This window comes from Acidobacteriota bacterium (assembly GCA_016716905.1).
In the GTDB taxonomy this organism is placed as follows: Bacteria; Acidobacteriota; Vicinamibacteria; order Vicinamibacterales; family SCN-69-37; genus SYFT01.
Window position 1 is genome coordinate 1,418,017 of sequence record JADJUS010000022.1, and the last position, 25,984, is coordinate 1,444,000.

The 25,984-nt window shown below is 64.4% G+C and carries 19 protein-coding genes and 2 pseudogenes; 8 read left to right on the top strand and 13 right to left on the bottom strand.

The genetic code is table 11. The features are described 5' to 3' along the window. Positions 1-60: 60 nt before the first annotated feature. Together IPL75_22225 and IPL75_22230 are read right to left on the bottom strand one after the other, a co-directional pair. On the bottom strand, positions 61-426 hold the full coding sequence (locus IPL75_22225) for a VOC family protein (protein MBK9242914.1): 366 nt from the start codon (positions 424-426) through the stop codon (positions 61-63). A gap of 55 nt (positions 427-481) precedes the next feature. Beyond that, positions 482-991, bottom strand: a complete 510-nt coding sequence (locus tag IPL75_22230) for a hypothetical protein (GenBank protein MBK9242915.1) — start codon at positions 989-991, stop codon at positions 482-484. A gap of 275 nt (positions 992-1,266) precedes the next feature. Here IPL75_22230 and IPL75_22235 point away from each other — a divergent pair, with 275 nt between their 5' ends. Beyond that, positions 1,267-1,680 carry a hypothetical protein gene (locus IPL75_22235; protein MBK9242916.1) on the top strand — a complete coding sequence of 138 codons (414 nt, stop codon included), beginning with the start codon at positions 1,267-1,269 and terminating at the stop codon, positions 1,678-1,680. After that, entirely contained in the window at positions 1,677-2,354 is a 678-nt protein-coding gene (locus IPL75_22240; GenBank protein ID MBK9242917.1) for a CPBP family intramembrane metalloprotease, read from the top strand. Before IPL75_22235 ends, IPL75_22240 begins: the two co-directional genes overlap by 4 nt. A gap of 129 nt (positions 2,355-2,483) precedes the next feature. Here IPL75_22240 and IPL75_22245 read toward each other — a convergent pair whose 3' ends face one another. Next, positions 2,484-5,135 (bottom strand): carboxypeptidase regulatory-like domain-containing protein, encoded by a 2,652-nt coding sequence (locus IPL75_22245; protein MBK9242918.1) that lies wholly within the window; start codon positions 5,133-5,135, stop codon positions 2,484-2,486. A gap of 33 nt (positions 5,136-5,168) precedes the next feature. Further along, complete coding sequence (locus IPL75_22250) at positions 5,169-6,194, bottom strand: hypothetical protein (protein MBK9242919.1); 1,026 nt, start codon at positions 6,192-6,194, stop codon at positions 5,169-5,171. A gap of 161 nt (positions 6,195-6,355) precedes the next feature. Between IPL75_22250 and IPL75_22255 the strand changes: the two genes are divergently transcribed. Next, a complete protein-coding gene (locus IPL75_22255) occupies positions 6,356-8,254 on the top strand; it encodes a HAMP domain-containing histidine kinase (protein ID MBK9242920.1) in 1,899 nt (632 codons plus the stop codon). 11 nt (positions 8,255-8,265) lie between these two features. Beyond that, on the top strand, positions 8,266-8,952 hold the full coding sequence (locus IPL75_22260; GenBank protein ID MBK9242921.1) for a response regulator transcription factor: 687 nt from the start codon (positions 8,266-8,268) through the stop codon (positions 8,950-8,952). Between the two features lie 94 nt (positions 8,953-9,046). Here IPL75_22260 and IPL75_22265 read toward each other — a convergent pair whose 3' ends face one another. From IPL75_22265 to IPL75_22300, 8 genes and pseudogenes are all read right to left on the bottom strand, one after another. Continuing rightward, positions 9,047-10,753: a hypothetical protein gene (locus tag IPL75_22265; protein ID MBK9242922.1), complete on the bottom strand. Its 1,707-nt coding sequence runs from the start codon at positions 10,751-10,753 to the stop codon at positions 9,047-9,049. Next, the gene (locus tag IPL75_22270; protein ID MBK9242923.1) at positions 10,750-11,520 is read right to left on the bottom strand and encodes an ABC transporter ATP-binding protein; all 771 of its coding nucleotides are present in this window, start codon (positions 11,518-11,520) and stop codon (positions 10,750-10,752) included. The genes IPL75_22265 and IPL75_22270 overlap by 4 nt, the downstream gene beginning before the upstream one ends. Beyond that, positions 11,501-11,902: a hypothetical protein gene (locus tag IPL75_22275; GenBank protein MBK9242924.1), complete on the bottom strand. Its 402-nt coding sequence runs from the start codon at positions 11,900-11,902 to the stop codon at positions 11,501-11,503. Before IPL75_22275 ends, IPL75_22270 begins: the two co-directional genes overlap by 20 nt. Continuing rightward, the gene (locus IPL75_22280) at positions 11,899-13,821 is read right to left on the bottom strand and encodes a type IIA DNA topoisomerase subunit B (GenBank protein ID MBK9242925.1); all 1,923 of its coding nucleotides are present in this window, start codon (positions 13,819-13,821) and stop codon (positions 11,899-11,901) included. Before IPL75_22280 ends, IPL75_22275 begins: the two co-directional genes overlap by 4 nt. A 4-nt stretch (positions 13,822-13,825) precedes the next feature. Beyond that, a complete protein-coding gene (locus IPL75_22285; GenBank protein MBK9242926.1) occupies positions 13,826-14,263 on the bottom strand; it encodes a hypothetical protein in 438 nt (145 codons plus the stop codon). Next, positions 14,263-15,048, bottom strand: coding sequence for a PEGA domain-containing protein (locus tag IPL75_22290; protein ID MBK9242927.1), 786 nt, complete (start codon positions 15,046-15,048; stop codon positions 14,263-14,265). The genes IPL75_22285 and IPL75_22290 overlap by 1 nt, the downstream gene beginning before the upstream one ends. 90 nt (positions 15,049-15,138) lie before the next feature. Next, positions 15,139-16,375, bottom strand: a pseudogene (odhB, locus tag IPL75_22295) (2-oxoglutarate dehydrogenase complex dihydrolipoyllysine-residue succinyltransferase). After that, positions 16,375-19,217: pseudogene (locus tag IPL75_22300) on the bottom strand (2-oxoglutarate dehydrogenase E1 component). Before IPL75_22300 ends, odhB begins: the two co-directional pseudogenes overlap by 1 nt. 156 nt (positions 19,218-19,373) lie before the next feature. Here IPL75_22300 and IPL75_22305 point away from each other — a divergent pair. Further along, positions 19,374-19,667, top strand: a complete 294-nt coding sequence (locus IPL75_22305) for a hypothetical protein (GenBank protein ID MBK9242928.1) — start codon at positions 19,374-19,376, stop codon at positions 19,665-19,667. 18 nt (positions 19,668-19,685) lie between these two features. Here IPL75_22305 and IPL75_22310 read toward each other — a convergent pair whose 3' ends face one another. Continuing rightward, complete coding sequence (locus tag IPL75_22310) at positions 19,686-22,091, bottom strand: ABC transporter permease (protein MBK9242929.1); 2,406 nt, start codon at positions 22,089-22,091, stop codon at positions 19,686-19,688. 75 nt (positions 22,092-22,166) lie between these two features. Here IPL75_22310 and IPL75_22315 point away from each other — a divergent pair, with 75 nt between their 5' ends. The 3 genes from IPL75_22315 to IPL75_22325 all read left to right on the top strand — a co-directional run bounded on the left by IPL75_22315 (position 22,167) and on the right by IPL75_22325 (position 25,942). Continuing rightward, positions 22,167-22,748, top strand: coding sequence for a hypothetical protein (locus tag IPL75_22315; protein MBK9242930.1), 582 nt, complete (start codon positions 22,167-22,169; stop codon positions 22,746-22,748). A 166-nt stretch (positions 22,749-22,914) separates the two neighbouring features. After that, entirely contained in the window at positions 22,915-23,253 is a 339-nt protein-coding gene (locus tag IPL75_22320; protein MBK9242931.1) for a helix-turn-helix transcriptional regulator, read from the top strand. Beyond that, a complete protein-coding gene (locus IPL75_22325; GenBank protein MBK9242932.1) occupies positions 23,246-25,942 on the top strand; it encodes an ABC transporter permease in 2,697 nt (898 codons plus the stop codon). Before IPL75_22320 ends, IPL75_22325 begins: the two co-directional genes overlap by 8 nt. Positions 25,943-25,984: the final 42 nt, after the last annotated feature.

Sequence of the window (25,984 nt, forward strand, 5' to 3'; positions counted from 1 at the left end):
GTGGCGGGAGTGATCGCCGCCTGCGCAGCAGGAACACCGCCACGCAGACACGTCGCATCGTTACTGCATTGAGTGCAACGCGACGCGGTTCCCTTCGGAATCAAGGAACTGCGCGATGAACCCGTGCTCGCCGATCGCCATCTTGGGCGCCAGGATGCTGCCGCCCGCAGCCGTGACCCTGGCGAGCGTGCCGTCGATGTCATCGGTCTGAAAATACACCGTCGTGCCCGTCGCCGAAGGCGTGTAGCCCTCCGTCACAATCAGGGCGCCGCCGGCGTTGGGCGCGCCCGGTTCGGTTGGGAACATTTCCATCGCCGAGGGGCCCATGTCCATGTGCGCCAGGCTCACAGCAAACACTGCCTCATAAAACACTTTTGCGCGCCCCAGATCAACCGCCGGGATCTCAAACCAATTCACTGCGTTCATTGTTGACTCCTATCCATGGCAATGCGGGGCGACGGTTCTCACACCAGGCTTCGGCCTACCGGCGCGGCCGCGACACCGGTGGCACGATGCCGTTCATGCGATAGATCGAGACCAGTTTGCCGTAGTGTTCTGCCTGATGGTCGACCCAGAACACCAACTGGGGGGTCGCCATCTTCTCCACAGCCGGGTACGACTTCGCGATCGCGGCCTCCATCTCGGCCACCACCGACGCCCGCGTTCTGGGCTTGGCCTCATCGGCCTTGAGACGGGCGGCATAGTCGAAGGACTGCCCGGTCAACTGTGCCGTCGACATCTCAAGCCCAATCGTGACATGCCGGTACTCGTCCAATACCGTGCGGGAATCAGGGTGCGGTTTCGACTCAAGCTTGGCGTCCGGAAACTCCGCGTCCCTGGCCATCGCCAGGATCTTGTCGTGGAGGCCTTTCCACGTCCGGGCAGTCATGGCCTCCCAGGTGGGGGGCGTCTGCGGGGTCTGCTGCGCACTCACACCGGGGATGCCGACGAAGGCGACAAGCAGGGCTCCAAACAACGTGCGAACGATCATGTGTCAGCTCCTGAGGCGAGGATGGTGGACGGAGACATTCCGGAGGCACGCTAACACATCGACGTCGCCTCACACGACGACACCGCTCGCGCCGCATGTAAAATTCTTGCTCTTGTGCGCAGGCGGACAGTTCCTGCGCGCAAGTGGCCGAAGCCGAACGGACGAGGTCCGCGCAGAGGGGCTACGCATCGGCACGTAGCGCGTCGATTGGACAGGTGCGCGCGGCCCTGTTCAGCTGTGCGCATTAGCGCAGCGAGGGCGTATACTTCGCGCCCATGACGCCACGACTGCTGCTCAGAATTTCCACGGGGATGCTGACGCTCTTCCTGCTCGGGCACGCCCTGGGCTCCATGGCGGCGACCTCACGTGACGCCGCCGAGTCCGCTGTGTTTGCCGCCATGCAGGGCTACCACTTCGACATCATGGGTGTGACGCGCTCGCACTGGGATTTCTACCAGGGTCTCAATCACTACCTCACCGCCGCACTGGTCGTCTTCCTCCTGCTCCTCGTCATCACCACACGCCTTGCCGACCGATCACCGGCCGAAGCACGTCCGTTGGTCTGGGCGCTCGCCGTCGGACAGGCCCTGTTCGCGGCGTTGTCCTGGATGTACTTCTTCCCGGCGCCCGCGGTGATGACGACGGTGGCGACTGTGTGTCTTGGCTCGGCGGCACTGCGACTGCGATGAAGGCACTGGCTCTGATCGCTGCGATCCACGCAGCCCTGCGGTTCGGCGGACTGTGGATGCCTGCGCTGGTGCCACTATCGATGATGGTGATCTGGCCGATGCCCTGGGTTGGCGGCTACTTCCGATCACGGCGCGCGGCGGCCGGTTTTCGGAGGTGTCAACCGACGTGGGTGGTCGCGGGAATCGGGTACGGCGCCGCTGCGGCTGCCGCGTGCGCAGCCGTGGCGTGGACGGTGCATGGCGTCACCGACCTCAACTGGTTCCATCGCCACGCGCTCGCGCTCGGTGAAGCGGCGGCCGGAATGCCGCCTGGTCTCTCCGTGATGGCGACCTTCTGGTTTGTGACCATCCCTGCGATGATCTTCAGCCCGACGGCAGAAGAGATTCTGTTCCGAGGATACCTGCAACGAGCCGTGACCGAGCGTCGCGGCGCATCACGCGCGATCGTCGTGCAGGCGGCGGCGTTTGCCGTGATTCACCTGGCGCACTACGGATTGCGCCCATGGCAACCGGGCTTGATTCCCGTCTGGCTGCTGTCGATGTTCAGCGTCGGATGGCTGCTCGGGTGGATTCGGCACCGCTCTGATTCCCTCTGGCCGGCCATGGCCGCTCATGCGGCGTTTAACCTGGTGATGAACGCGGTGGCAATGTGGATGTTCGGCGTCGGGTTGTAGGCCGCTGATAGGCGCCACCACGCCTTGTGCTGGCCGACTCCACGCGCAGCCATAGCAGGGGGCGGCCGATGTTCCGGCCGCCCCTCATTGAACCCTGGACTCTGGACCCTGGACTCTGGACCCTGGACCCTAAAACCCGAACCGCATCCCCACCTGCAGCTTGCGTGGGTTCATGACGTTGGTGGGCTGTCCGAAGAAGGGTGTCCCGACGACGCCGCTGTAGCCGACGTAGTTGGCGCGATTGAGCAGGTTCTGGGCCGAGAGGTACAGCTCGACACGGAACCGCTTGTCTGCCGCACCGCCGCCGAAGCCGGCCGCCATGCCGCCGCCGGCGCTCCCCATCACGACGGTCGTTGCGCCGCCTCCGCCCCCGCCGCCACCCTGAGGACGGGTGCCGAAGCCCCACGAGTAGGACAACCGGCCGCCCAGATCCCATTGCGCGTCCGTGCGCGCAGAGTTCCGGGGCGTACCGTCGGGCCGGTCGTTGAACAGGCCGTCCCGGTTGTCATCGCGACCGGTGGTGATGTTGTAGGGCGATCCGGACTGTGCCCGCAGGTTCAGGCTCAGGCTCATGTTGTTGATTGGCGCCATGCTCATGGACGCGCTGGCGCGATGTCTCGTATCTCCGCCCGACGGCCCCCACTCCGTGTCGAGATTGTCGCCATTGGCGGGCAGCGAAAACGCGCCCGTGGTGTTGGTGTCGCTCTTGGACCACGTGTAGTTGGCGAAAAAGAACGAGCGCTTCCATTCGAACTTCGTCAGGCTCCAGCCGACGTTGACGGAGTGGCTCTTCGCCTCCGCGTCGGATACCAGCGACACGATGTTCGCAAACGCGGCATCCGGCCTGACGCCATCCACCGGCGCATTGAGGTTGCTGCCCCGCAGCAGCCCTCGTCCCCACCCGTAGGTGTAGGCAATGTTCATTCGGGAGTTCTGTGAAAACTGGCGGTCGGCGCCCACATTGAACCGGTGACTGGTGGGCAACGTCAGCGAATCCGACCAGAGGTACTGGTTCGTCACCGAACTGGTGCCTTCCCCTGGTATTTCCGGATAGGACGGGTTGATCACGTTGAGCTCGCGCTGCCGGAAGCCGTCCACCTGCAGGGTCTGCTTGTAGAGGTCGCCGCTGATCCAGTCGTAGAAGTAGCCGTATCCGGCGCGCAGGGTCAGGTTGCCGCTGCGGAACGGCGACCATCCCATGTTGACTCGGGGCGACAGATTGACCTGATCCTCGGCCAGGGTCTGGAAGCCTGCGCGCACGCCGGCAGACACCATCAGACTGCGGCTCACGCGCCAGTCGTCCTGCACGTAGAGTCCCGCCTGCCAGCGCGAATACGTGATGTTCGGATCACCGATGCGCCGCGTGAAACTGGACGGCTTGCCGGAGAGGTAGTCGTCAATGGTGGCGAACGTATAGGTGCCCAGGTAGTTTGAGATGTCGTCTGATTTGTAGCGGCCGCCTTCAATCAGGCCGCCCACACGCCAGGAGTGCGCGCCTCGCACGTAGTCGAGGTCACTGGCCAGCTCCAGGTCGAAGCGATCCTGACCACCGCGCATCTGCGCGCCGCCTGTGGTGAACCGGTCGAGCACACGCACGGTGGTGGATTCGATATCAGACCGGCTGCTCGATGACCCGAAGATGAGCTGGAGCCTCGATTCAGTAAACATCCGGCGTCCCAGCGGGCCGTTCTCTGAAATCCGCAGCGTGTTTGTCTCGGATTCGGACCGGAAGGCGCGGTCAATCAGATTGAAACCGCCGATGCCCTGATTGCGGCTGTCGCGGGAACTGCGGTCGAAGCTCGCGCGAATCGAATGCTCTGCGTTCAACGCATGGTCCAGACGCACGTTCATGTTCATGACGTCGGAAGGCGCCCTGAAGGAATCGGCCACAGTGGTGCCATCCGCCAGCACCGCCAGCACGTTCGGCGACGTGTACTGCGACGTGCCGCCGATGTTCAGTGAGAACGATGTCTTGTTGGGTTTGATGGTCCCGAACAGCGACATGCCGTACTGGCGAAACTGCTCGGCGCCCTTGGCCGGCGTGAATGGGTTTCTGGCATTCATCGAATCGTCCTGGAACGATCCGTCGATGCTGCCTCGGAGAGGACCCGAGCCTGGCTGCGTCATGATGTCGATGTGCATCATGCCGTTCATGCCGCCATGATTCTGGGCCGCGAAGGCGTCCATGCGCGGCAGCCGGATGGACCTGATCTGCGACTTGGCCGGCATGCGGCCACCAGTGAACCCGTCCACCCGAATCTGTGATCCGGGAGGCGACATGGCCTTGAGCACGGCCTCCATTTCGTCGGGATCATCCGGCAGCGCCTCGATCATCTCGCGCGTCAGCACTGTGGAAAACGCGTTACCTCTCGGATCGAGCCCGGAGGTGCGGCCATCGCGGCCCACCGTCACTTCTTCGGCCACCTTCTCGAGACGCAGCGTCACCGTCCGACGGTTGTCACCAGCGCGGACACGCACGTCGCGCACGGTCGCCGTTTCAAAACCAGGAAACTCCGCCTGCACCGTATACCGGCCGAGCGCGAGGTTTTCAAACGTCGCGATTCCCGCCACTGTGGCTGAAGCCGGCGACAGCGTGGCCGCACGCGTGGCGGCCTCCTGACCCACCATCGTCACGGTGGCATTCGGCAGGATCGCGCCTGTCTGGTCGGCCACGGTGACGATGAGTTTGCCGGTGGCGGCAGGGGTTTGCGCCGCCGCCGGCAGCGCAACCCAGAGGGCCAGGCACACGAATACTGTCATGCGAGCGCATGTCTTCAACACGGGGGATTCTCCTGTCGTGCGGGCCGTTGCCGGTTACTTCGTCACCGCGAACTTCTGTTTGTCGATCTTCGGATTGACTTTGATCTGTTCGAACGTGGTTTCTTCAGTGGGCTTGCCATCGATGGATCGCTGCAGCGTGTGCGGAATCTTCACGCCGTTGACGGCCTTGAAGTTCGAGTAGTAGATGCGATACTCGACCACCTTCAGCGCAGCCTCGGCTTCTTTGCGGCGCGCGTCGGCATCAGCCATCATCTTCTTCATCTCTTCTTCGGTCGGCGGCTTTCCACCGGTGCCTGTGGTGAACGACGCGCCGCCACCCATCTGCACCGTGTGCCCGCCGGCCGCCGGCGCGGCCCCGGGGCCACCGCCACGATTGATGGTCTGCGTCATCACGAGCGGCTCCCGGTCCGACCACGACAACATCAACGGCAAGTTGGTCTGGGCGTCCACAAACAGCTTTGCGGAGAAGTTGTCGGCGCCTGTCACGGCAATGACGTGGGCCTTGCCGTCGGGCGACTCGGCCTGGCCGGCGTAGGCGAACTCCACGGGGAATGCGTCGAACGAGGATCCGAACATGCCCAGGGTCATCCGCGCGAAGTCTTTTTTGGAGGCCGTGATCAGGCGCAGGTCCGCGGCCGCTTTTTGCTCGGGCGTCTGCGTCTGGCCCGGGGCGCCACTGCCGGCGGCACGCACCATGATCATGCCGCCCCCACCAGTCAGATTCGGCGGCATCTCGGTTTCGTTGATGACACCGTTACCGTTGAAGCCGGCGTTCCGGTACACACTCATGCTGCCCATGTTGGCCAGCACGCTGCGCATCACGTACTTGTCGGGTAACTCCATCGCCAGTTCCATCTCGGCTTCCGAGGTGGTCCCGTTTTGCGACGTCCGCTGCGTCCGCCCGACGGCCGTGAGCGTCTTGACCGTCGCCAGTTTGTCGGCGCCGCCAAGCGCCGCCCGCATGTCGGCCAATACCTTGTTCACATCCCCGGCCTGACCCAGCACGAGCGCCGGACCCGCCACGAGCGCCACCACCAGAACATTCATCAACTTGCGCATCACTGTATTTGCCCTCCGCGACATAAGACGGCTCTATCGTCCCCTTCGGTCGCACGGTATTGGTTAACTGTGGGCTAAGAGATTGTAAAGGACGTAAAACCTTATTTTTCAACACTTTGTGGGCGACTGAATCACGGGGTCACCATGCTAGACTCGCTCCCATGCCGGCCTTTCGGCTCCCACTTCGCCTCGTGCTGCCCCTAGGGCTGATCCTGCTCGTGGTTGTCCTCGGCGCGCTGCAATACCGCTGGCTGGGTCAGGTCAGCGAGGCAGAGCGCGCGCAGTTGCAACGATCGCTGAATCAACGTGCCCGCGAGTTTGCGGACCAGTTCGACGCCTTGATTGGGTTCGCGTACGCGCGGCTCGGCGTGACTGAAGACGCCGTCGCCAATGACCTGTGGCCGCGGTTGGACGAGAAGTTCAGCAACTGGAAGACCGCCGGCGCACCCCATCCCGATCTCGTCAAAGCGGTGTACTTCACGCGCATCGGCACAGACGGCGCCTCACGCACGCTCGAGCAACTCGTGATCGGAACCGGCACCGGTCAGAGAATCGACTGGCCGGAACAGTTGGCACCCGTGCTGCGCCTGCTGGATCGCGTGCCACCCAGACCGGCCGATGTGCCTCCCACAGCACAACTGCTCGCCCTCAGCCGCACCAGCGTCGTGGAAAGTGTGCCCGCTCTGATCATCCCGGTCACGCAGCCCCCCCGGCCGATTGGATCCAGCGGGAACGTGAACGTGATGGTGGCGTATCAGATGCCGACCAGGGCGGCCGTGATCGTTGAACTGGACCGTGAGGTGCTGACATCGCGCGTGTTGCCCGAACTGGTCGAGCGGATATTTCCCGAACGCGATGCCGCTCAGTACCACATCGCGATCCGGGACAACGGTCGTGTGCCCCTCTTCGTGAGGGGCGTGAAAAACGCTGACGACGTCACGACGATGAACGCGGATGCGGTGGCGGGATTCTTCTCTACACCCCATCGTGACGTCCTGGCGCGCACAGTGACCGAAGGTCAGCTCCTGTCCTGGGACCTCGGGTCGCTCCAGGCCGCGCGCGCGACACCGGGCGTGAGCCTGACCACTCCTGCTGCTGCACCCACCAGCGGGAGCTTCTCCATCATGGTGCAGGAGCGCACCAGCGCGCCGGCCGTGTCGGCCAGCACGGTGTTCATGACCGGGCCTGGCGGATGGACCATCGCCTTGCGGCACGGCGCCGGCTCACTTGACGCCGCGGTCAATCACGCCCGCCGGCGCAACGTGGCGATCAGCTTCAGCATTCTTTCGGTCCTCGCCTTCGGCGTCGGCATCATCGTTGTCAACGCGCGCCGGTCTGAGAAGCTGGCAGCGCAACAGATGGATTTTGTCGCCACGGTGTCGCACGAACTCCGCACGCCGTTGGCGGTGATTCGATCCGCCGCGCAGAATTTATCGGCAGGGGTTGTGGACGACCCGGTCAGGGCCAAGCGGTACGGCGAACTCATCGAATCGGAGGGACGCCGCCTGACCGACATGGTGGAAGAGGTGCTGGAGTTCGCGGGCTTGACGGGCCAACGCCGCGCGCTATCGCTCAAGGCGGTGGATGTGGTGTCGGTGGTGCGGGACGTGGTTGAGTCGTCTGGGGCGCTGATCGCCGCGGCGCACGCGCAGGCCGATGTCACGGTTGGCGATGACGTCCCACTGGTCCTGGGCGATGAGGAGGCCCTGCGTCGAGCGGTCTCGAACCTGTTGACCAACGCGCTGAAACACGGCGGCGAGGGCCGATGGGTGGGTCTCGGTGTGGCGCGGCATCTGACGGACGGCCGGGAAGAGGTGCACATCACGGTCTCGGATCGCGGGCGTGGCATCGAAGCTGCGGACCTGCCGCACGTCTTTGAACCGTTCTATCGCGGCCGCCACGCCACCAACCAGCAGATTCAGGGCAACGGTCTGGGGTTGAGTCTGGTGTCACGCATTGCTGAATCACACGGTGGACGCGTCACAGCGGTATCCACCCCTAAACAGGGCGCGACATTCACCATTCAATTGCCCGTGGCCGCCGATTTGGCGGGTGTCTGATGGGCATATCGATGCGCCCCAGGCGCGTGTTGCTCATCGAAGACGAACCCGGCCTGGTGCTGACGTTGACCGATCGACTCACGAGCGAAGGGTATGAGGTGGCGGCGGCCTCGGACGGACCGGCGGGCCTTGAGCGGGCCACACGGGAATCGTGGGACGTCATTCTGCTCGACGTGATGCTGCCAGGGGCAAACGGATTCGATGTGTGTCGCGACCTCCGGCAGCGCAGCATCACCACGCCGGTCATCATGCTGACCGCGCGCGGACAGATCATGGACAAGGTGCTCGGACTAAAGCTCGGCGCCGACGACTACCTCACCAAGCCGTTCGACATGCTCGAGCTGATGGCGCGCATCGAGGTGCAGCTGCGGCGCGCGTCATCCACGCAGAGCGGCACCACGCCGTACCACTTCGGCAACATCAGCGTCGATTTCCGCAAAGCGCAGGTGCTGAAGGACGGCGTGGAGCTCGATCTGTCCGCGCGCGAGTTCCTGCTGTTGAAGTACTTTATCGAGCATCGGGAGGCGACGCTCACGCGAGACGAGTTGCTCAATGAAGTATGGGGGTATCACTCCATGCCCTCCACGCGCACGGTGGATGTACACGTCGCGTGGCTGCGCCAGAAGATCGAGCCGAACCCCCGGAACCCGCAGTATGTGCTGACCCTGCACGGCCTGGGGTACAAGTTCGTGGGGTAGGAAAACGACCTCCGGATGAAAACGACCTCTGAGGTAGTTTTCACACATTGACGGGAAAACTACCTCAGAGGTCGTTTTCGCGCAGAGGTCGTTTTCACTTTGTCAAAAACAGGTTCTCGCGACGGGCAGTGACTACGCGCGAGACCAGCGCCAACAGAAGCCAGGCGACGCTCGTCGCAACCGCGAGCCACGCGGTCATCACCAACAGCCTCCCGACCGGGGTCACGTGGGGCATCAGCGCCGGCACCGCGATGATCAGCACTGGCAGGACCGCGGCACACCCGGCGAACATGCCGACGAGCGCCGAGGCCGTGTGCGGATTGCCTCCCGAGCCGGCCTTGCTCATGTCGGCGGCCACGGGAAACACCGCGGACATCAGAGCCGCCACGGGCGTGATCGTCACGTACGTCGCCAGACCACCAACCAAAGTCATCACCCACGGCACCGGGAGCCCGCCTCCTGTGGCGACTGCGGCGGCCACTCCTGAAATCAACGCCGCGATCAGAAATAGTGCGGCGCCGGCAATAGCCTTGCCGCGCACCAAATCAAGCGCGCTGACCGGCATCAAGAACTGCAACGTCAGGCCCGCACGGTCGGAGGAAAACTGGTTCATCGTGAACGGCTGGATAGAGAAGATCCCCACAAACAGCGTCACGCCAAACAACAAGTGACTGTGGGTACCGAGCATGGCAATCCACGGTGCCTCGTCGGGCTTCCGGAGCACCACCAGCGACACAAGCGCCATCATCGGGCCCGGCAGCAACACGGCCACCCGGCCGCGCACCGATCGCAATCCCCCTTTGACCATCACCCACGCGACGGCCATCGCCTGAGGGCTCACGGGAGGCAGACGCCAGGGTGGACGCATGCGCGCGATGCGCTGCCGGCGGCTGGTCGATCCCCCGGCCGCTTCAAGCAATCGCCGATGCACGAGTCCCGACAGCCAGAAGAACACTATGCCTTCGGCTACAAGCACGGCCACCCAACTCATGGCAGCTCGCCGATCGCCATCCACAACGGCGCTGGTCATCGCCCCGCCAAACAGTTCGGAGGGCAGCACCTGCGACCAGGACGGCAACATCGCTTCGATGCGGGCAACGGTAATTGGCCCTCTGCCCTGGCCGCCGCGACCTCTCCGAATGCCACTGTCTGCATCGTCCAGGAACTGCGGCAACAGGGCGACGACGGAGATCGACATCACGGCGATGATCGTCAGCAACTCGGCACGGCGCCGGTCGCGAAACAGCCAGCTCACTGAAAAACTGACGAGCGCGGCCATGGACGCAAGCACCACGGCAAGGGCGATCCCCGCCACCGCTGCGATGGCCGCCAGATCCATTCGCCCACCCCACGCCAACCCCGCGGCAAAGAGGCCGAGGCCTGGCAGTGTGAACAGAATCCAGGGATCGGCCAGCCCCGCCACGACCTCCACCAAATGCAGGCCGCGTGTGGGAATGGGCAGCAGCAACAGCCGTGAGTACTTGGTCCCGGTCGTTTGCGCAGCCCCGCCAATGGGCATGAACACCACAAGTGCTGTCGCGCCGAACAACAGCGCGCGCGCGACAAAAATGATGATGTCAGGAGCGACGAACCTCCCGGTGGCCAGCGCGTTTCCGCCAATCAGCCCGCCGAGCGCCACCAGGATGATCGACCCCAGCGACGTGACCACGATGAGCGCGGGCACGATGAGCGCGAGGAGGCGGGAGACCTGTTCGAGCGCGTCGCGCCGGCGGCCGCTGCGGACGCCATTGAGCAACAGCCGCCATCGCAGCCAGGCAAACGCGCGAAGAAACCGGATCATCCCGCGAGCCAGTCCATCGTGGGCATCGCCGAACGCTCGGTGTCCACCAGTTCCAGAAACAGCTCTTCGAGCGTCTTCATCCCGCCCGCACCGGCGCGCAACTCAGCTACCGGCCCTTGCGCTACCAGTCGGCCCTTCTGGATCACGCCGATGTGGTCGCACAGGCGTTCGACGATTTCCAGAATGTGCGAGGTCAGAAAGATGGTGCCGCCGCCTTTCACGTACTGCAGCAGCAGTTGCCGGATCTGTCGGGCAGCCACCGCGTCGATGCCTTCGAATGGCTCGTCCAGAAACAACATGCGGGGCGCCGGCAGCAGCGCCACCGACAAGGCCAGCTTCTTGCGCATGCCGTGTGAATAGTCGGCCACCATTTCGCCCGCAGACTTGGTCAGGTCCATGAGCGTCAGCAACTCGCCCGCGCGCGTACGCACCTGCGACGGCTCAATCCCGTGCACCTGGCCGACAAACGAAAGCGTTTCGGTACCCGTCAACCGATCGAACAACGCCAGGTCTTCGGGCACGACGCCGATCTTGCGCTTCACGGCCACCGGATCGGCCATGGGGTCGGTACCGAGGATGCGGAAGGTACCGGCCGTGGGCGTCATGAGCCCGGTCAGGCACTTGATCGTGGTGGATTTGCCCGCGCCGTTCGGCCCGAGGAACCCGTAGAAGCTGCCGGTGGGCACGGCCAGCGCGATACCGTCGACGGCCACGAGGTCGCCAAAGGTCTTGCGCAGTCCTGTGGTCTCAAGCGCGAGTGGTGCCATCGGGCCGGGTCTCCTGGGCATCGAATCGCAAAAAGAGGATCGCCACCGCAGCGATCACGGCCTGCAGCAGCGCCGCGGGCCCGCGAAACGAGGGATCCAGATTACTCGGCAATACACCGGTCCACGCGCTAAAAAGACCGAGGGCGGCGATGAGGGCCAGGGCCGCCACGCCCAACGGCGTGGCCTGAGGGCGCCGCTGAGTCACCAGCCAGCCGGCGACCATGGACAACGCCGCCACCATCACCCGCGCGACCATCATGGTCACGGACACGGCGTCGCGGCCACCCAGCGAGTCGGCCAGCCCGCTGAACCACATGCCGGTCAACACGCCGTCGGCCATCAGCCAGACGCCGATGAGGCGCCGCGCCAGCCCTCGCATCACACGTCGAGTTCTTCGGCGGCTTCGGCGTGTTCCATGATGAAGCGGAACCGCGCAGACGGGTCTTTGCCCATCAGTTCGTTGATGATCCGGTCTGTGACAATGGGGTCTTCAATCCCCACGCGCAGCAGGCGCCGCGTCCGCGGATTCATCGTGGTCTCCCACAACACCTTCGGCATCATCTCTCCCAGTCCCTTGAAGCGGGTGATATCCACTTTGCCCTTGGTGCCGGGACGACCCAGGATCTGATCCCTGTGGTGATCGTCGGTGGCCCAGAACGTCTCTTTGCCGATATCGATGCGGTACAGGGGCGGCTGCGCCAGATACACGCGGCCGGCCGTGATGAGCTGCGGCATGTGACGGTAAATGAACGTCAGTAGCAGCGTGGCGATGTGATGGCCGTCGGAATCTGCGTCCGCCAGGATGATGACCCGGCCGTACCGAAGGCGCGAGAGTTCGAATCCCTTGCCGATGCCGCAACCAAGCGCCGTAACCAGATCCGACAGCTCTTTGTTCTCGAGCACCTTTGCGGTGCTGGCGCTTTCGGTGTTCAGCACCTTGCCGCGCAACGGAAGAATGGCTTGCCGCGCGCGGTCGCGCCCCTGCTTGGCCGACCCACCGGCCGAGTCGCCTTCGACGATGAAGAGTTCGCTTTCTTCACGGCCGGGCGAGGTGCAGTCGCTGAGCTTCCCTGGCAAGGTCAGTCGAGACGACGTGGCGGACTTGCGGGTGACTTCCGCCTGCGCTGCACGGCTGGCCTCACGCGCGCGCGCTGCCAGAATGATGCGCGCGATGATCTGTTCGGCGGTGCTCCGGTTCTGGTTCAACCAGTGTTCCAGCGCCGGCCGGATCATGGAGTCCACGATGTTCGAGACTTCCGGATTGTTCAACCGGTCCTTGGTCTGACCCTGGAACTGCGGCTCGGCGATGAAGATGCTGAGCACGCCCGTCATGCCTTCGCGCAGATCCTCGGCCGTCAGCGTCACGCCTTTCGGCGATAGCGTGTGCGTCTCGATGAAGTTGCGGATGGCCTTGCCCAGCCCGGCTCGCAGGCCGTTCTCATGTGTGCCGCCGGATCCCGTCGGAATGCCGTTCACGTAGCTGCGAAGATGTTCGTCGGTGGACTCGGTCCACTGCAGCACCACATCGAGCTTCAAACCCGTTTCATCATGATCACGCGTGACCGTGAAGGGCTGTTCGTGCACCGCGCGCGCGTGGCGCTCGACCAGAATCTTCTTCAGGTAGTCGGCAATGCCCTCGCTGTGCTGGAACTCCTCGCGTCGAGGTTCGTCGCCGGTGGCCGCTTCGTTTTCGAAGACCACCTTGAGCCCCTTGTGCAGGTAGCTCGACACTTCAATGCGCTCGCGAATGACCGCGGCTTCAAACTGCGTCTTCGGAAAGATCGTGGAGTCGGGCCGGAAGAACACCGTGGTGCCGGTACCGCGGGCCGGGCCCAGTTTCTTGACGTCACCCTGCGGCACGCCCTGTTTGTATTTTTGCTGCCAGGTGGCGCCATCACGTTTGACCGTCGCCACCAGTTCGCGCGACAGGGCGTTCACGACCGAGGCGCCAACGCCGTGCAGGCCGCCGGCCGTTTTGTAGTTCTGGCCCTCGAACTTGCCGCCCGCGTGCAGGGTGGTGAAGATCACTTCCAACGCACTGGTCTTGGTGGTCGGGTGTTTGTCCACCGGAATCCCACGCCCGTCGTCTGACACGGTCATCGATGCGCCATCGTCGTGCAGCGTCACTTCAATGTGCGAGGCGTGTCCGTTCATCGCCTCGTCGACGGCGTTATCCAGGACTTCCCAGACCAGGTGGTGCAGTCCCGACGAACCGACGCCGCCGATATACATGCCGGGGCGCCGGCGAACGGGTTCAAGCCCTTCGAGAACCGTGATGTCTTTTGCGGTATATGAAGCCATGGGATCAGCGAACGGGGTCTGGCGCGACGCAACTCTTCAGCCGCACGTGTTGGTCCAGTCCCTCACAAAAACATTTGAGCGTCAGGCGCTGACCGTCAGCGACGCCCTTGAGCACCTGCGCCGCCACGTCGTCGTGAATTGACGCCTCGATCACCGGGCCCGCTTCGGCGCCGGCCATGGTCACGGCGGTGGTGTCGGGTCGCAGACTCCGGATCACGCCGCTGATCTCGATGACGCGACCGCGATAACGACCGTCTGCTGCGCCGGCGTCGGCAGCGTAGGCCGACGACAGGTCAACGGCCGAGAGCTTGACTGAAGCCGGCAGCGAAAAGATTCGATTGTCATGGTCGGACACCGACGGCGCGCAGGCGGCAGCACCTGCGACGACGGCAATGACTGAAATGACTGTCGTGATGACTCGGCCGCACAACCGCCGATGCATCACCGCATCTCCTGCGGCAGGTCTTTGCCGGCGGCGAGCTTGGCACGCGCTTTTTCAACGGCCTGCTGAAACAGGTAGAGCGGATCGGCTTTGCCGCCCGGATCCGTGAAGTCGTACGAACGCCCGCCCTTGATCTTCAGCTTGAGGTTCTTCGCCAGAAAGTCTGCGGTGAACGTCTCAATCCCGCTCAATGGGACCGTGAAGCTATCGTTCTTGTTGTCGGTTTCGTAGCGCAGCCCCTCGGGCGTGGCAATCAAGCGCCCTTTGCAGGAACCCATTCCATGCTTGTGGGTGACGGCAATGGACTCATCAAGGCGAATGGCCTTGAGCGAGATCATCACGTCACGCGGCCCTGCCGCCACGTCCAGGGATTCGACGACGCCGTCGTAGCCTGGCGCCGAGACGTTGATCTGGCGCGAGCCGGGCGCCACATCCTCTGCGGTCACGGGCGCAACGCCGATAAATTTTCGATCGATGAATACTTGCGCACCGGGAACATCGCTCGTGATGTGGAGCGTGGCCGTCGTGGGTGCTTCAACCACCACAGGTGGCGGGGCGACCGCCGCAGGTTTTGGCGCCGGCGCGGTGCGCGCTGCCGCTCGGGGCGTTTCGGGCACGGCCACGGGCGCAGTGGGCGTCACAGGCGCGGACGTATCGCGGGCCGGTGGCGCCGGCGGTGCGGCCGATGCCGGCTCGGATCGACCGGGCCGCATATTAAGACCCACCAGGACAGTCACGCCTACGAGCGCCACCGTCACCAGCACCACCATCGTCTGACGACTCACGCGAGTGATCCTACCAGCTTGACGGGGTCCAGGGCTTGCCCGCCGCAGCGCAGCGCGCGGAGGTGGGTCCAGGGTCCAGAGTCCAGGGTCCTATGACTCGAGCAAAAGTGTTCCAGGGTCTTCAACCAGTTCCTTGACGCGGACGAGGAAGCGTACGGCTTCTGAACCATCCACGATGCGGTGATCGTAGGTCAGCGCGGTGTACATCATCGGGCGCAGCACCACCTGGCCGTTCACGCCGATGGGCCTGTCCTTGATGGCATGCAGGCCCAGGATGCCCACCTGCGGCGGATTCAGGATCGGCGTGCTCATCAGCGAACCGAACACGCCGCCGTTGGTGATGGTGAAGGTGCCGCCGCGCAGATCGTCGAGCGACAACGTGCTGTCGGCCGCCTTCTGCGCGAAGTCGCGAACGGCGAGTTCGATGGCAGGGAACGACATCCGGTCGGCGTCGCGCAATACCGGCACGACCAGCCCTTCTGCGGCGCCCACGGCCACGCCGATGTCGTAGTAGTGCTTGAGCACCATCTCGTCGCCGTCAATCTCGGCGTTGAGTCGCGGGAACTGACGCAGCGCGGCAATCGCAGCCTTGATGAAAAAGGACGACAAGCCGAGCGACACTCCGTGCGTGTCTTTGAATGCCTGCTTGTGTTTGGCGCGCAACGCCATCACGGCGCTCATGTCCACCTCGTTGAAGGTGGTGAGCATGGCGGCGGTTGCCTGCACTTCGACGAGGCGCCTCGCGATGGTCGCGCGGCGCTTGGACATTCGCACGCGTGGGGGCCAGAGTCCGGGGTCCGGGTCCGGAGGCGGTCCCGGGGCTCCTCTGGGGTCCTGGGGTCCGATGGGGTCCTGGGGTCCCGGGGTCCTGGGGTCCTGCGCTCTTGCGCACATCTTCGCGAGTTACGCGGGGTCCTTCCGCCTGCACGGCCGCCAGCGGCACGTCGCGTTCGCGTGCCTCACGGCGCGCCGACGGTGTAGCGCCGCGACTCTGGACGCTGGACGCTGGACCCACCTCCGCGCCCTGCGCTACGGCGGGCAAGCTCTGGACCGCGGACTCTGGACCCTGGACCCTGGACTCTGGACTGGCTGCCTCGTCAATCGTCCCCAACACGTCCCCGATCTTCACGTCAGCTCCGTCGCCGTGCGCGATTGAGGCCAACGTGCCCGACTTGGACGCAGTCACCTCCACGTCCACCTTGTCGGTTTCCAGTTCCACAAGGGGTTCGCCGACGGTGACGACGTCGCCGGCGTGTTTGAGCCAGCGTGCGACGCGTGCATCCACGACTGACTCGCCCATTTCGGGCACCATGATGTTTATCGCCATCAGCGTCCGCTCCTGTTCTTTGCCGGCGTTGATGGCGCCCATGCGAGGGCGATCAACCGTTCCTGATTTTGCGCATGGCGAGCGGCCGACCCTTCAGCCGGACTCGAACTGCGCGGACGCGCGATGACCGACACCGCCCTGTTCCCCGCGACGTCCCGCAGGCAGGACTCCACAAAATCCCACGCGCCCATATTCACGGGTTCTTCCTGCATCCAGACCAGTTCGTTCAAGCGGCCGTAACGCGCAAAGACGGCAGAGAGCGCAGCCGCAGGGAACGGATACAACTGCTCCACGCGGCAAATGGCCACGTGCGGATGACTGGAGCGGCTGGGGTGCGTCAGCAAATCCACGGCCACCTTGCCCGAACAGACGATCAGGCGTCTGACAGCGTCAGGGTCTGCCACGGCTGGGTCATCGATCACCGGAAGCCATCGCCCCGTGGCCAGGTCGTTGGGCGACGAGGACACAAAGGGATGGCGCAGGAGGCTCTTGGGCGTGAGCACAATCAGCGGCAGCGGATCCTCAACAAGCAACGCGGCCTGGCGGCGAAGGACGTGAAAGTACTGTGCGGCCGTGGTGCAGTTGACCACGCGCATGTTGATGTCTGCGGCGAGCTGAAGAAAACGCTCAGGCCGCGCACTGGCGTGATCGGGTCCCTGACCCTCGTGTGCGTGCGGCAGCAGGAAGACCAGTGACGGCTCCTGGCCCCACTTGGCGCGAGCCGAGAGAACGAACTCGTCGAGCATCACCTGCGCGCCATTGATGAAGTCGCCGTACTGCGCTTCCCAGATGACCAGCCGCTCGGGCGCCTGGATGTTGTAGCCGTACTCAAATCCCACCGCCGCGTTTTCGCTCAACGGGCTGTTGTGGATCTCGAACGATGCACGGGCCGACGCCAGGTGCTGCAGAGGCACGTGTTCGTCGCCAGTGCGCGCATCGTGGAGCACCGCATGCCGATGGCTGAACGTACCTCGGGCGACGTCTTCACCCGTCAGTCGAATCGGCGTTCCGTCTTCAAGCGTCGCGGCACACGCGAGCTCTTCGGCCGTGGCCCAATCCACCGTCCTGTCGTCTGGTGCATCGCACAAGTGCCGGCGACGCTCGCGGTTGCGCTCGAGCTTGCGGTGTACGGTGAACCCGTCGGGCACGCGCAGCAGGTCTTCGTTCAGGCTGCGCAGGCGTTCAAGCGGCAACTCCGTGCGTGTCTGGCTGGCTGTGCCTGGCGCCGCGATCTCCGGCGTGGGCTCCACCAGATCCCGCTCGGGATCAAGACCGTCGAGCGCCCGCTGCAATCGATCGAGACGGGCCTGCAGCATGGTGTTCGCCTGTCCTGGCGCCACGACGCCGCGTGTTTCCAGCAGAGTCGCCCACTGCTCACGCACGGTGCGCTGAGCCGCAATCTTCTGGTACATCACCGGCTGGGTGAACGCCGGCTCGTCGCCCTCGTTGTGGCCGTAGCGGCGGTACCCCACCAGGTCGATCAACACGTCGCGCTGAAACGCTTCGCGATACGCAAACGCCAGCCGTGCGACCGCCACGCAACTTTCGGGATCGTCCGCATTGACGTGGAAGATCGGGATCTTGAATCCGCGCGCCAGACCGCTGGCATACAGCGTGCTGTAGGAATCATCCGGAGTGGTCGTGAAACCGATCTGGTTATTCGCGATGATGTGAATCGTGCCGCCGGTGGTGTAACCCGGGAGTTTGTGCAAATTCAGCGTCTCGGCCACCACGCCCTGGCCAGGAAACGCACCGTCGCCATGAATGAGCACCGGCAGGACCGCGTCGGGATTAAATACGGGCGCGCCAGGATGACCGGCGTCCGTACCGGCCGCACGCGCCATGCCCACAAGTACCGGGTCGATCGCTTCGAGATGACTCGGGTTGGGGGGCATCGAGACAATCATGTCCACTTCTTCGCCACCTGCTACCGCGCGTGACGCGCCGAGGTGGTACTTCACGTCGCCTGCCCAGCGCAGCCCAACGCTCTCGTGCGCACTTCGCACCGGGTCCTTGAACTCCGCCAGGATGTGTTCGTACGACTTGCCCAGCACGTGTGTCATCACGTTCAGGCGGCCGCGGTGCGCCATGGCAATAAACACCTGACGCAGGCCTTTCTCAGCTGCTTCACTGATGACCTCGTCAAGCACGGGCACCAGTGTGTCGAGTCCTTCGATCGAAAAGCGGGTCTTGCCTGGAAACGTCCGGTGCAGGAACCGTTCAAATGCCTCGACGTCGGTGAGGCGCTCAAGCAGGGCAAGCGGATCGATCGGATCGGCCGGCGCGTGATAGCGGCCGGTCTCCACGGCTTCGCGCAACCACTGCCGCTCCTGTGGCACGAAGATGTGCGCGATGTCATAGCCGGTGGTGGAGCAGTAGATCTGCCGCAGTCGCTCCACCACATCCCACATCGTCTCTGCGCCGTCCGCGATGTGACCGCGCATGAGCGAGGCCGGCATCGCGCGGAGGTCGGCTTCGGTGACGCCGTGTGTCTCGGGCAGCAGGGCCGGATCGCCCAGAGGCCGCCCGCCGAGCGGATCGATCTGCGCGGCCAGGTGACCGTACCGCCGGATGGACTGGGCCAGATTGATGGCGCCCACCAGCTTCGCTGGGTCCGGAGTCCAGGGTCCAGGGTCGGGGGGGGGGGGGGCGCGGAGGTGGGTTCTGGGGTCCCGGGGGCCAGGGGTCCTGGGTCCAGAGTGCTGGGTCCAGAGTCCGGCCAAGTGGCGAAAAGGTCGCGGGCAGACTGGTCAACCGACTCGGGATTTTCGCGCCAGCGGTCGAATAGCTCGAGGACGTAGCCCTCGTTCACGCCCGTGAAGTCGTTCTTCGCAGAAGCCATGTGGTGTTTCCACCCGTCAACACCATGCGCTGGACGTGACTGGGGCAGGAATCTCCGATGTTATCACCGCCGAATGACCCCGAGACCCCAGGACTCCTGGACCTCGACTCGTCATGTTAAAGTCTCCCCCGTTCAACAACCCCGAAGGAGGCGTTCATGGTCATTACGAAAGTCAACGCGGTGTCGGTGGCGAAGGTCGCGGCGGTTCTGTACGCGGGTCTGGGTCTGCTGTTCGGTGCGATGTTTTCCCTGATTGGGATGATTGGGCTGACGAGCGCCATGGGCGACACTGAAGGCGGGGCGTTTATGGGGCTGCTCTTCGGCGCCGGCGCCATCATCGTCATGCCAATCGTCTACGGCATCTTCGGGTTCATCGGCTCGTTCATCATGGCGCTGTTGTTCAACCTGGCGGTCGGGATGACCGGCGGCATCGAGATCGAGACCCGGTAGCGGGCTCCGCAGGTTCTTTCAGTCGGCGCGGAGCGCGGTCACCGGGTCCACGCGCATGGCGCGTGATGCGGGTACCCACACGGCCACAACGGCCACAAGCAGGACGGTCGCGGTCACGCCCACGTACGTTTGCGGGTCTTGAGCTGTCACGCCATACAGCACCGACGCCGAGGCTATCGCCAGTCCCCAGGCCAACACCAGGCCAATGCCGACTCCGATCAGTGTGACCTTCAGCCCTTCGCCAAGCACCATCGAGCGAATTTCCCCGGGCGCAGCACCCAGGGCGAGTCGCACGCCGAACTCCTGGCGGCGCTGGCCAACCGTGAAGGAGATCACGCCATAGAGCCCCGCTGCGGCCAGCAGAAGCGCGAGCCCGGCGAACGACACAAAGATGAAATTGATGATGCCGCTGCTCGACGTCTCTTCATCCACGATCTGCGTCAGTGGCTTCGGCTCGGTGATCGCGATGCCGGCGTCGAGGCGCCGCAACACGGCCCTGACATCAGCCAGTCGCGCCGTGGGCGCGTCGGACGCCACCACCGCCGTCAAGGCTGCGCTCGGCGCCTGCTCGAACGGAACAAAGATCTGCGGCGTGCCATCGGTGATTTGCGAGTCGCGCGTGCCTTCAACCACGCCGACGATGGTGACGGCGCTGGCGGCCGCATTGCCGCCGGACAACTGCACCGTGCGGCCAACAGCCGTCTGCGGATCGTTGAAGTACTTTGTCGCCGCCAGCCTTGACACGACGGCCACGGGCTGCCGATCGCCGCGGTCTCCGTCGTTCAAGAGGCGGCCGGCCACAAGTGCAATACCGCTCGTTTCGAAGAACGACGGCGTGACTGCAAACCAGGATGCCCACGGATGTTCACCTTCCGGCGATCCGTCATTGAGTGTGCCGGTAAACGTGCGCGTGACGTCCGGATCGAAGACCGGCAGGTGGCTGCTCAACGCCGCACCGGTGGCCCCGGGAAGCGCTTTTAGCTCAGTGGACACCCTCTGCACGAACTCTCGCCTCGCATCGTCATTCGGATAGCGGTCCTTCGGAAGGTCGAACTTGAACGTGAGCAGGCGGTCAACGTCCATGCCGAGTTGCGTCTGCCTGAAGTTCAACATCGACTGCACCGCCAGAGCCGACACCACCAGCAATGAGAGTGCCATCGCCACCTGCGACACGATGAGGAAGCTGCCGCTTCGCCGCCCCGAGCGCGTGCCGAGGACGCGGCCGCCACGCAGCGTCTCGCCGTTCGCCTGACGACTCTGGGTGAACGCCGGCCACAGGCTGAACATCAGCGGCGTGATGACCGAAAGTGCGCCGTTGAAGACGAGCACGTACCTATCGACTTCCAGCGTCTTGAAGAACTGCTCGAACGCGATCGCATTGATCACACGTAGTCCGAGCATCGCCAGCAGCAATCCAAGGCCGCCGCCCATCAGGCCAAGCACCAGGCTCTCGGACACGAGTGGGCGCACAAGTTGCAATCGCGACGCGCCCATCGCCTGTCGCACAGCCAAATCCTGCCGGCGTCCGACGAGCCGGGCGCGCACGAGATTGGCGAGACTGGCACAGGCGATCAGCAACACAAAGAACACGACCACGCCCATCAGGCCCAGGATGACCCACGTATCACTCGTAGTCATGGCAGAGCGGGAATCAAGGACGGTCACGTCCCAGTCGGAATTCGTGGTCGGATAGGCCTTTGCGAGGCGTGCGGCCAGTTCCTTCATCTCCGCGCCGGCCGACGCGAGTGTGGCCCCTGGAGCCAGCGTGCCGACCACGCTCAAGACACGCTCATCGCGCGGACGAGCGGCGTCGATGGGCAGCGGAACCCAGAGATCGATGAGCGCAAGGTTGCCGATCTCAATTTCAGGCGACATGACGCCGACGATGGTCAGCGTCTGGCCATCAAGCATGAGCGTGCGGTTGATGACGCCGGTGTCGCCGTTGAATGCAGCCCGCCAGAACTGGTGGCTGAGCACGCCCACCGGCGGGCGACCCACCGCGTCCTCTCCATCGAGGAAGAACCGTCCCTGATGGGGCACCAGGCCCCACACAGTGGGCAGGTTCGTCGTTACGCGCATGAGGCTGACCCGGCGCGCATCACCGTGTCCCACCAGTGTGCCGGCGGTGACTTCACGCGCGGCCATCGACGAGAACGACCTGGCCGATTCGCGGAAGTCGAGGAAGTCCGGCATCGAGGTACGGCCAACCGAAATACCGCGCGGGCCATTGGTCTGTCGGAGCCATCCGAGGCTGTCGGGGTCACCGATCGGCAACGGTCGCACGACGAGGGGACTGGCCAGGCTGAAGAGCAGTGTGTTGGCCCCAATGGCCAGGGCGATGGTGACGATGGCGACGACGCTGTAGCCGGGGGAACGAAAGGCGGTGCGGACGCCGATGCGAAGATCGCGCAGTAGACCGTTCATATCAGGACACCTTGGTTAGCACACACCCGAGAATAGACGGCGGGTACCGGGTCGGGTTCCGGTATTGTGAGGGGTATGGAAGCCCTGCGGTCATTCCGGCGCAATGCGGTGCATGTCCGCAAGGCGCTGGAGTTCATGGCTCAGGAGCCGGGACAGGTGGGCGTCGAACGGGGGTACTTGCAGGACGCGGGCCTGATGGAGCGCTACAAACGGCTCTCGATTCCTGTGCGGCGCGCCCTGAACGTCACCGATCGCGCCTCGTTTTCGCAGGCATTGGAGGCACTGGCCGGGCACGACGGGCTTGGGCGCATCAGGACGGCCTGGGAAAAGTTGCAGGCCGAACTCGACAGCACGGTGGGCCTGGGCGGTGGCAAGGTACCGCGCCGCCAGATTCTTTCCGACTGGCTCGACGCCGCGGCGTTTTACGACACACTCGAACGCGACCGGGCCTACGACCGGCTCATCGACCAGTGGGGCAAGGCCGCCGAAGGCATCGGCGCCCAACTGACCGAACAGGCCGCAGAAGTCATCATCCAACTCGACGAAGCCGCGGCCGCCGCGCTCGGAGAACCCGTCATCCTTCCGCCCCCGCCCAAGACCCCACCCCCTCCTCCCGACCCGGACGAGAAGTGGTGGAAGAGACTCCTGAGGATTTAGTCGGGGTCCTGGGGTCCCGGGGTCCGGGATCGCAGTTCCTCAGTTCGCCAGTTCCCCAGTTCCCCAGTTCCCCAGTTCCTAATTTCCCAACTACGCCCGGCAGCGGCCGCCAACCGATCGGCGGCCGATGCCGTCATAGTCTGCGTCGCTACATATAGGCACGCGTATGACATTTTTCAGTCCCGAACTCAAAAAGGGCAGCACCGAGATGCTGGTCCTGTCGCTCATCGAAGCCCGGCCTCGGCACGGGTATGAGATCGGCAAACTCATCGAGGCGCGCTCAAATGGCCGCATCACCTTCGCGCTGCCCACGCTGTACCCGACGCTGTTGCGTATGGAAGGCCGTGGCTGGATTAAGGGCCGGTGGGTGGAGAAACCAGGCGAACGTGAACGCTGTTTTTACCGGCTGACGCCGGAAGGCCGCCGCATTCTGGCGGCGCAGCGCGCGACCTGGCTTGAGTTTGTGGCTGCGGTCAACGACGTCATGGATGCCGGCGATGCGTGACTGGCAGGCGTATGTCCGCGCGCACTTGAACCTGCCCGCGCACTCACCCGAGCGCCAGGCGCGCATCATCCGCGAACTGGGCACGCAGATGGAAGACTTCTATCGCGATGCCCTCGCCGGAGGCCTGACCGAACAGGAAGCTGATATCCACGCGCGTTCGCAGGTGACCGATTGGGAGCGGATTGCGCGCGACGTGAGTCGCGCGGACCGCGTCTATCGGGAGCCCGGATTCGTGCGGCTGGCCAACGCAATGGACGGATCACCCGGGCCGACAGGAGGAGTACTGCAGATGTTTTCCAATGTGATTCGTGACGTTCGCTTTGGCTTGCGTCAGTTGTGGAAGGCGCCGGGATTCTCGGTAGTGGCCATCCTGACCCTGGGCCTGGGCATCGGCTCGAGCAGCGCGATTTTTTCAGTGGTCAACGGCGTCCTGTTGCGGCCCCTGCCGTATCCGGAGCCCGACGCCCTGGTCCGGGTGCATGAGTTGGTGCCTCAGTACGGCCGGTTCTCAGTGGCGCCGGCCAACTTCCTCGATTGGCGGACTCAGAATAAATCGTTCGAGCGCATCGCGGCGTACTCCGGCACCAGCGGCACACTCATCTGGGACGATGGCCCGGAGCGCGTGCAGGGCGCAAGCGTGTCGTGGGACCTGATGGAACTGTTGAAGGTCAGGCCCGCGCTCGGTCCCGGGTTCGAAGAGAAACACGACCGTCCCGGCGGCAACGATGTGCTGATTCTCAGTCACGGCCTCTGGCTGAGGCGCTTTGGCGGCGACCCGGCGGTGATCGGCACGTCGATCACCTTCAGCGGCACGCCCGCGACCATTGTCGGCGTCATGCCGGAGGGCTTCTACTTTCCTTCACGCACGGCGGAGTTCTGGCGACCGATCGCGATCAACCCGTCAGACCCGCCGAGAGGCGCGCATTTCCTTGGCGTGGTGGCACGCCTGAAGGAGGGCGTGACGACCGATCAGGCCGGCGCGGAAATGAAGGGCATCGCTGAACAGCTCGCGAAGCAGTATCCCAACAACAGTGCCAATGAGTCCGCGGAGATCGTGAGCCTGCTCGAGCAGGTCGTGGGTACGATCCGGCCGGCCTTGATGACCTTGCTTGCGGCCGTCGGGGTCGTGGTGTTGATCGTGTGCGCCAACATCGCCAACCTCTTGCTGGTGCGCGCGTCGATGCGCGAAAAGGAAGTGGCGATTCGCACCGCACTCGGCGCCGGCCGCTCGCGACTGGCGATGCAGATGCTGGCTGAAAGCCTTGTGCTCTCGTTGACGGGTGGCGCCCTCGGCCTGCTGCTGGCCTACCTCGCTATTCCCGCGATCCAGACACTCAGCGCAGGCAGCATTCCTCGCGTGGCCGATGTGTCGATCGATGGCTCCGTGCTGGGGTTCACGCTGGTGGCCTCCCTGCTGACCGGTGTGATCTTTGGTCTGGTTCCGGCCTGGCAGGCCTCACGCGCCGGCGCCGGCTCGGCGCTGAAAGAGGGTGGCCGCTCATCGGTGGGCTCGAGTGGCAAGTGGATGCGCAACGCGTTGCTGGTCGCCGAGGTTGCGCTCTCACTGGTGTTGCTGGTGGGCGCGGCTCTGCTTCTGCGCAGTTTCTCGAAGCTGACGAACGTGGACCCCGGGTTCAACCCACAGGGCGTGCTGGCCTTCCAGGTCTCACTGCCTGCGGCCTCGTACGCCGACGACGGAAAGGTCCTGCAGTACTACGACAGGCTGCTGGAACGTCTCGCCGCCACGCCCTCAGTCACGTCGGCGGCGGCGGTCCAGTCACTGCCGATTCGGGGAAGTTATGTGCTCTCGGTCGTCATCCACGGCCAGCCCACGCCCGCACCTGGCGAGGAACCGTCGGCGAACTACCGAGCCATCACGCCCGACTACTTCGCCACGATGGGCATCCCCGTGCTTCGTGGACGTGCGTTCACACGTCAGGACGCCACAACAGGCGCACGAGTCACGATCGTTGACGAAGCGTTCGCCCGGCGGCACTACCCGGGCGAAGAAGCCATTGGGCGCCGAATCGACATCGGGAACGGCACCGACAACGCCGAGATCATCGGCATTGTCGGCAACGTGAACTACACCGGACTCGACGCACTACCGACGCCGACGATGTACATGTCCACCGCGCAGGATTCCTTCAATACCTTGTGGGTGATGGCGCGGACGGAGGGCGACCCGAATGCGCTCTCAGGAACGGTCCGGCAAATCGTGCGCGACCTGGACGGCCGATTGCCCGCCTATTCGATGACGCCGCTGGCCGAGGTGGTGTCTGAGTCGGTGGCCCAGCAGCGGTTCTCGATGCTGCTGATCCTGCTGTTCGGCGGCGTGGCGTTGTTCCTGTCGGCCGTGGGGCTGTACGGCGTGGTGGCCTACACCGTGAGCCTGCGCACACGCGAGATTGGACTCCGGATGGCGGTTGGCGCCAGTCCCTCAGACGTGCTCAGGATGATCGTCGGCGGCGGAATGAAGCTGGCGCTGCTTGGCGTCGCGCTCGGCGTGGGCGGCGCGCTGGCACTGTCGCAACTGGTGAAGGCGATGCTGTTCGAAGTGGAGCCCTCAGACCCGGCCAGCTACGCGGCCACAGCCGCGCTGCTTCTGGTGGTGGCGGCGCTGGCCTGTTACATCCCGGCCCGCCGAGCCATGCGCGTGGACCCGATGGTGACGCTGCAGCAGGAATAGCGAAAACGACCTCTGGAAAACGACCTCTGAGGTAGTTTCCCG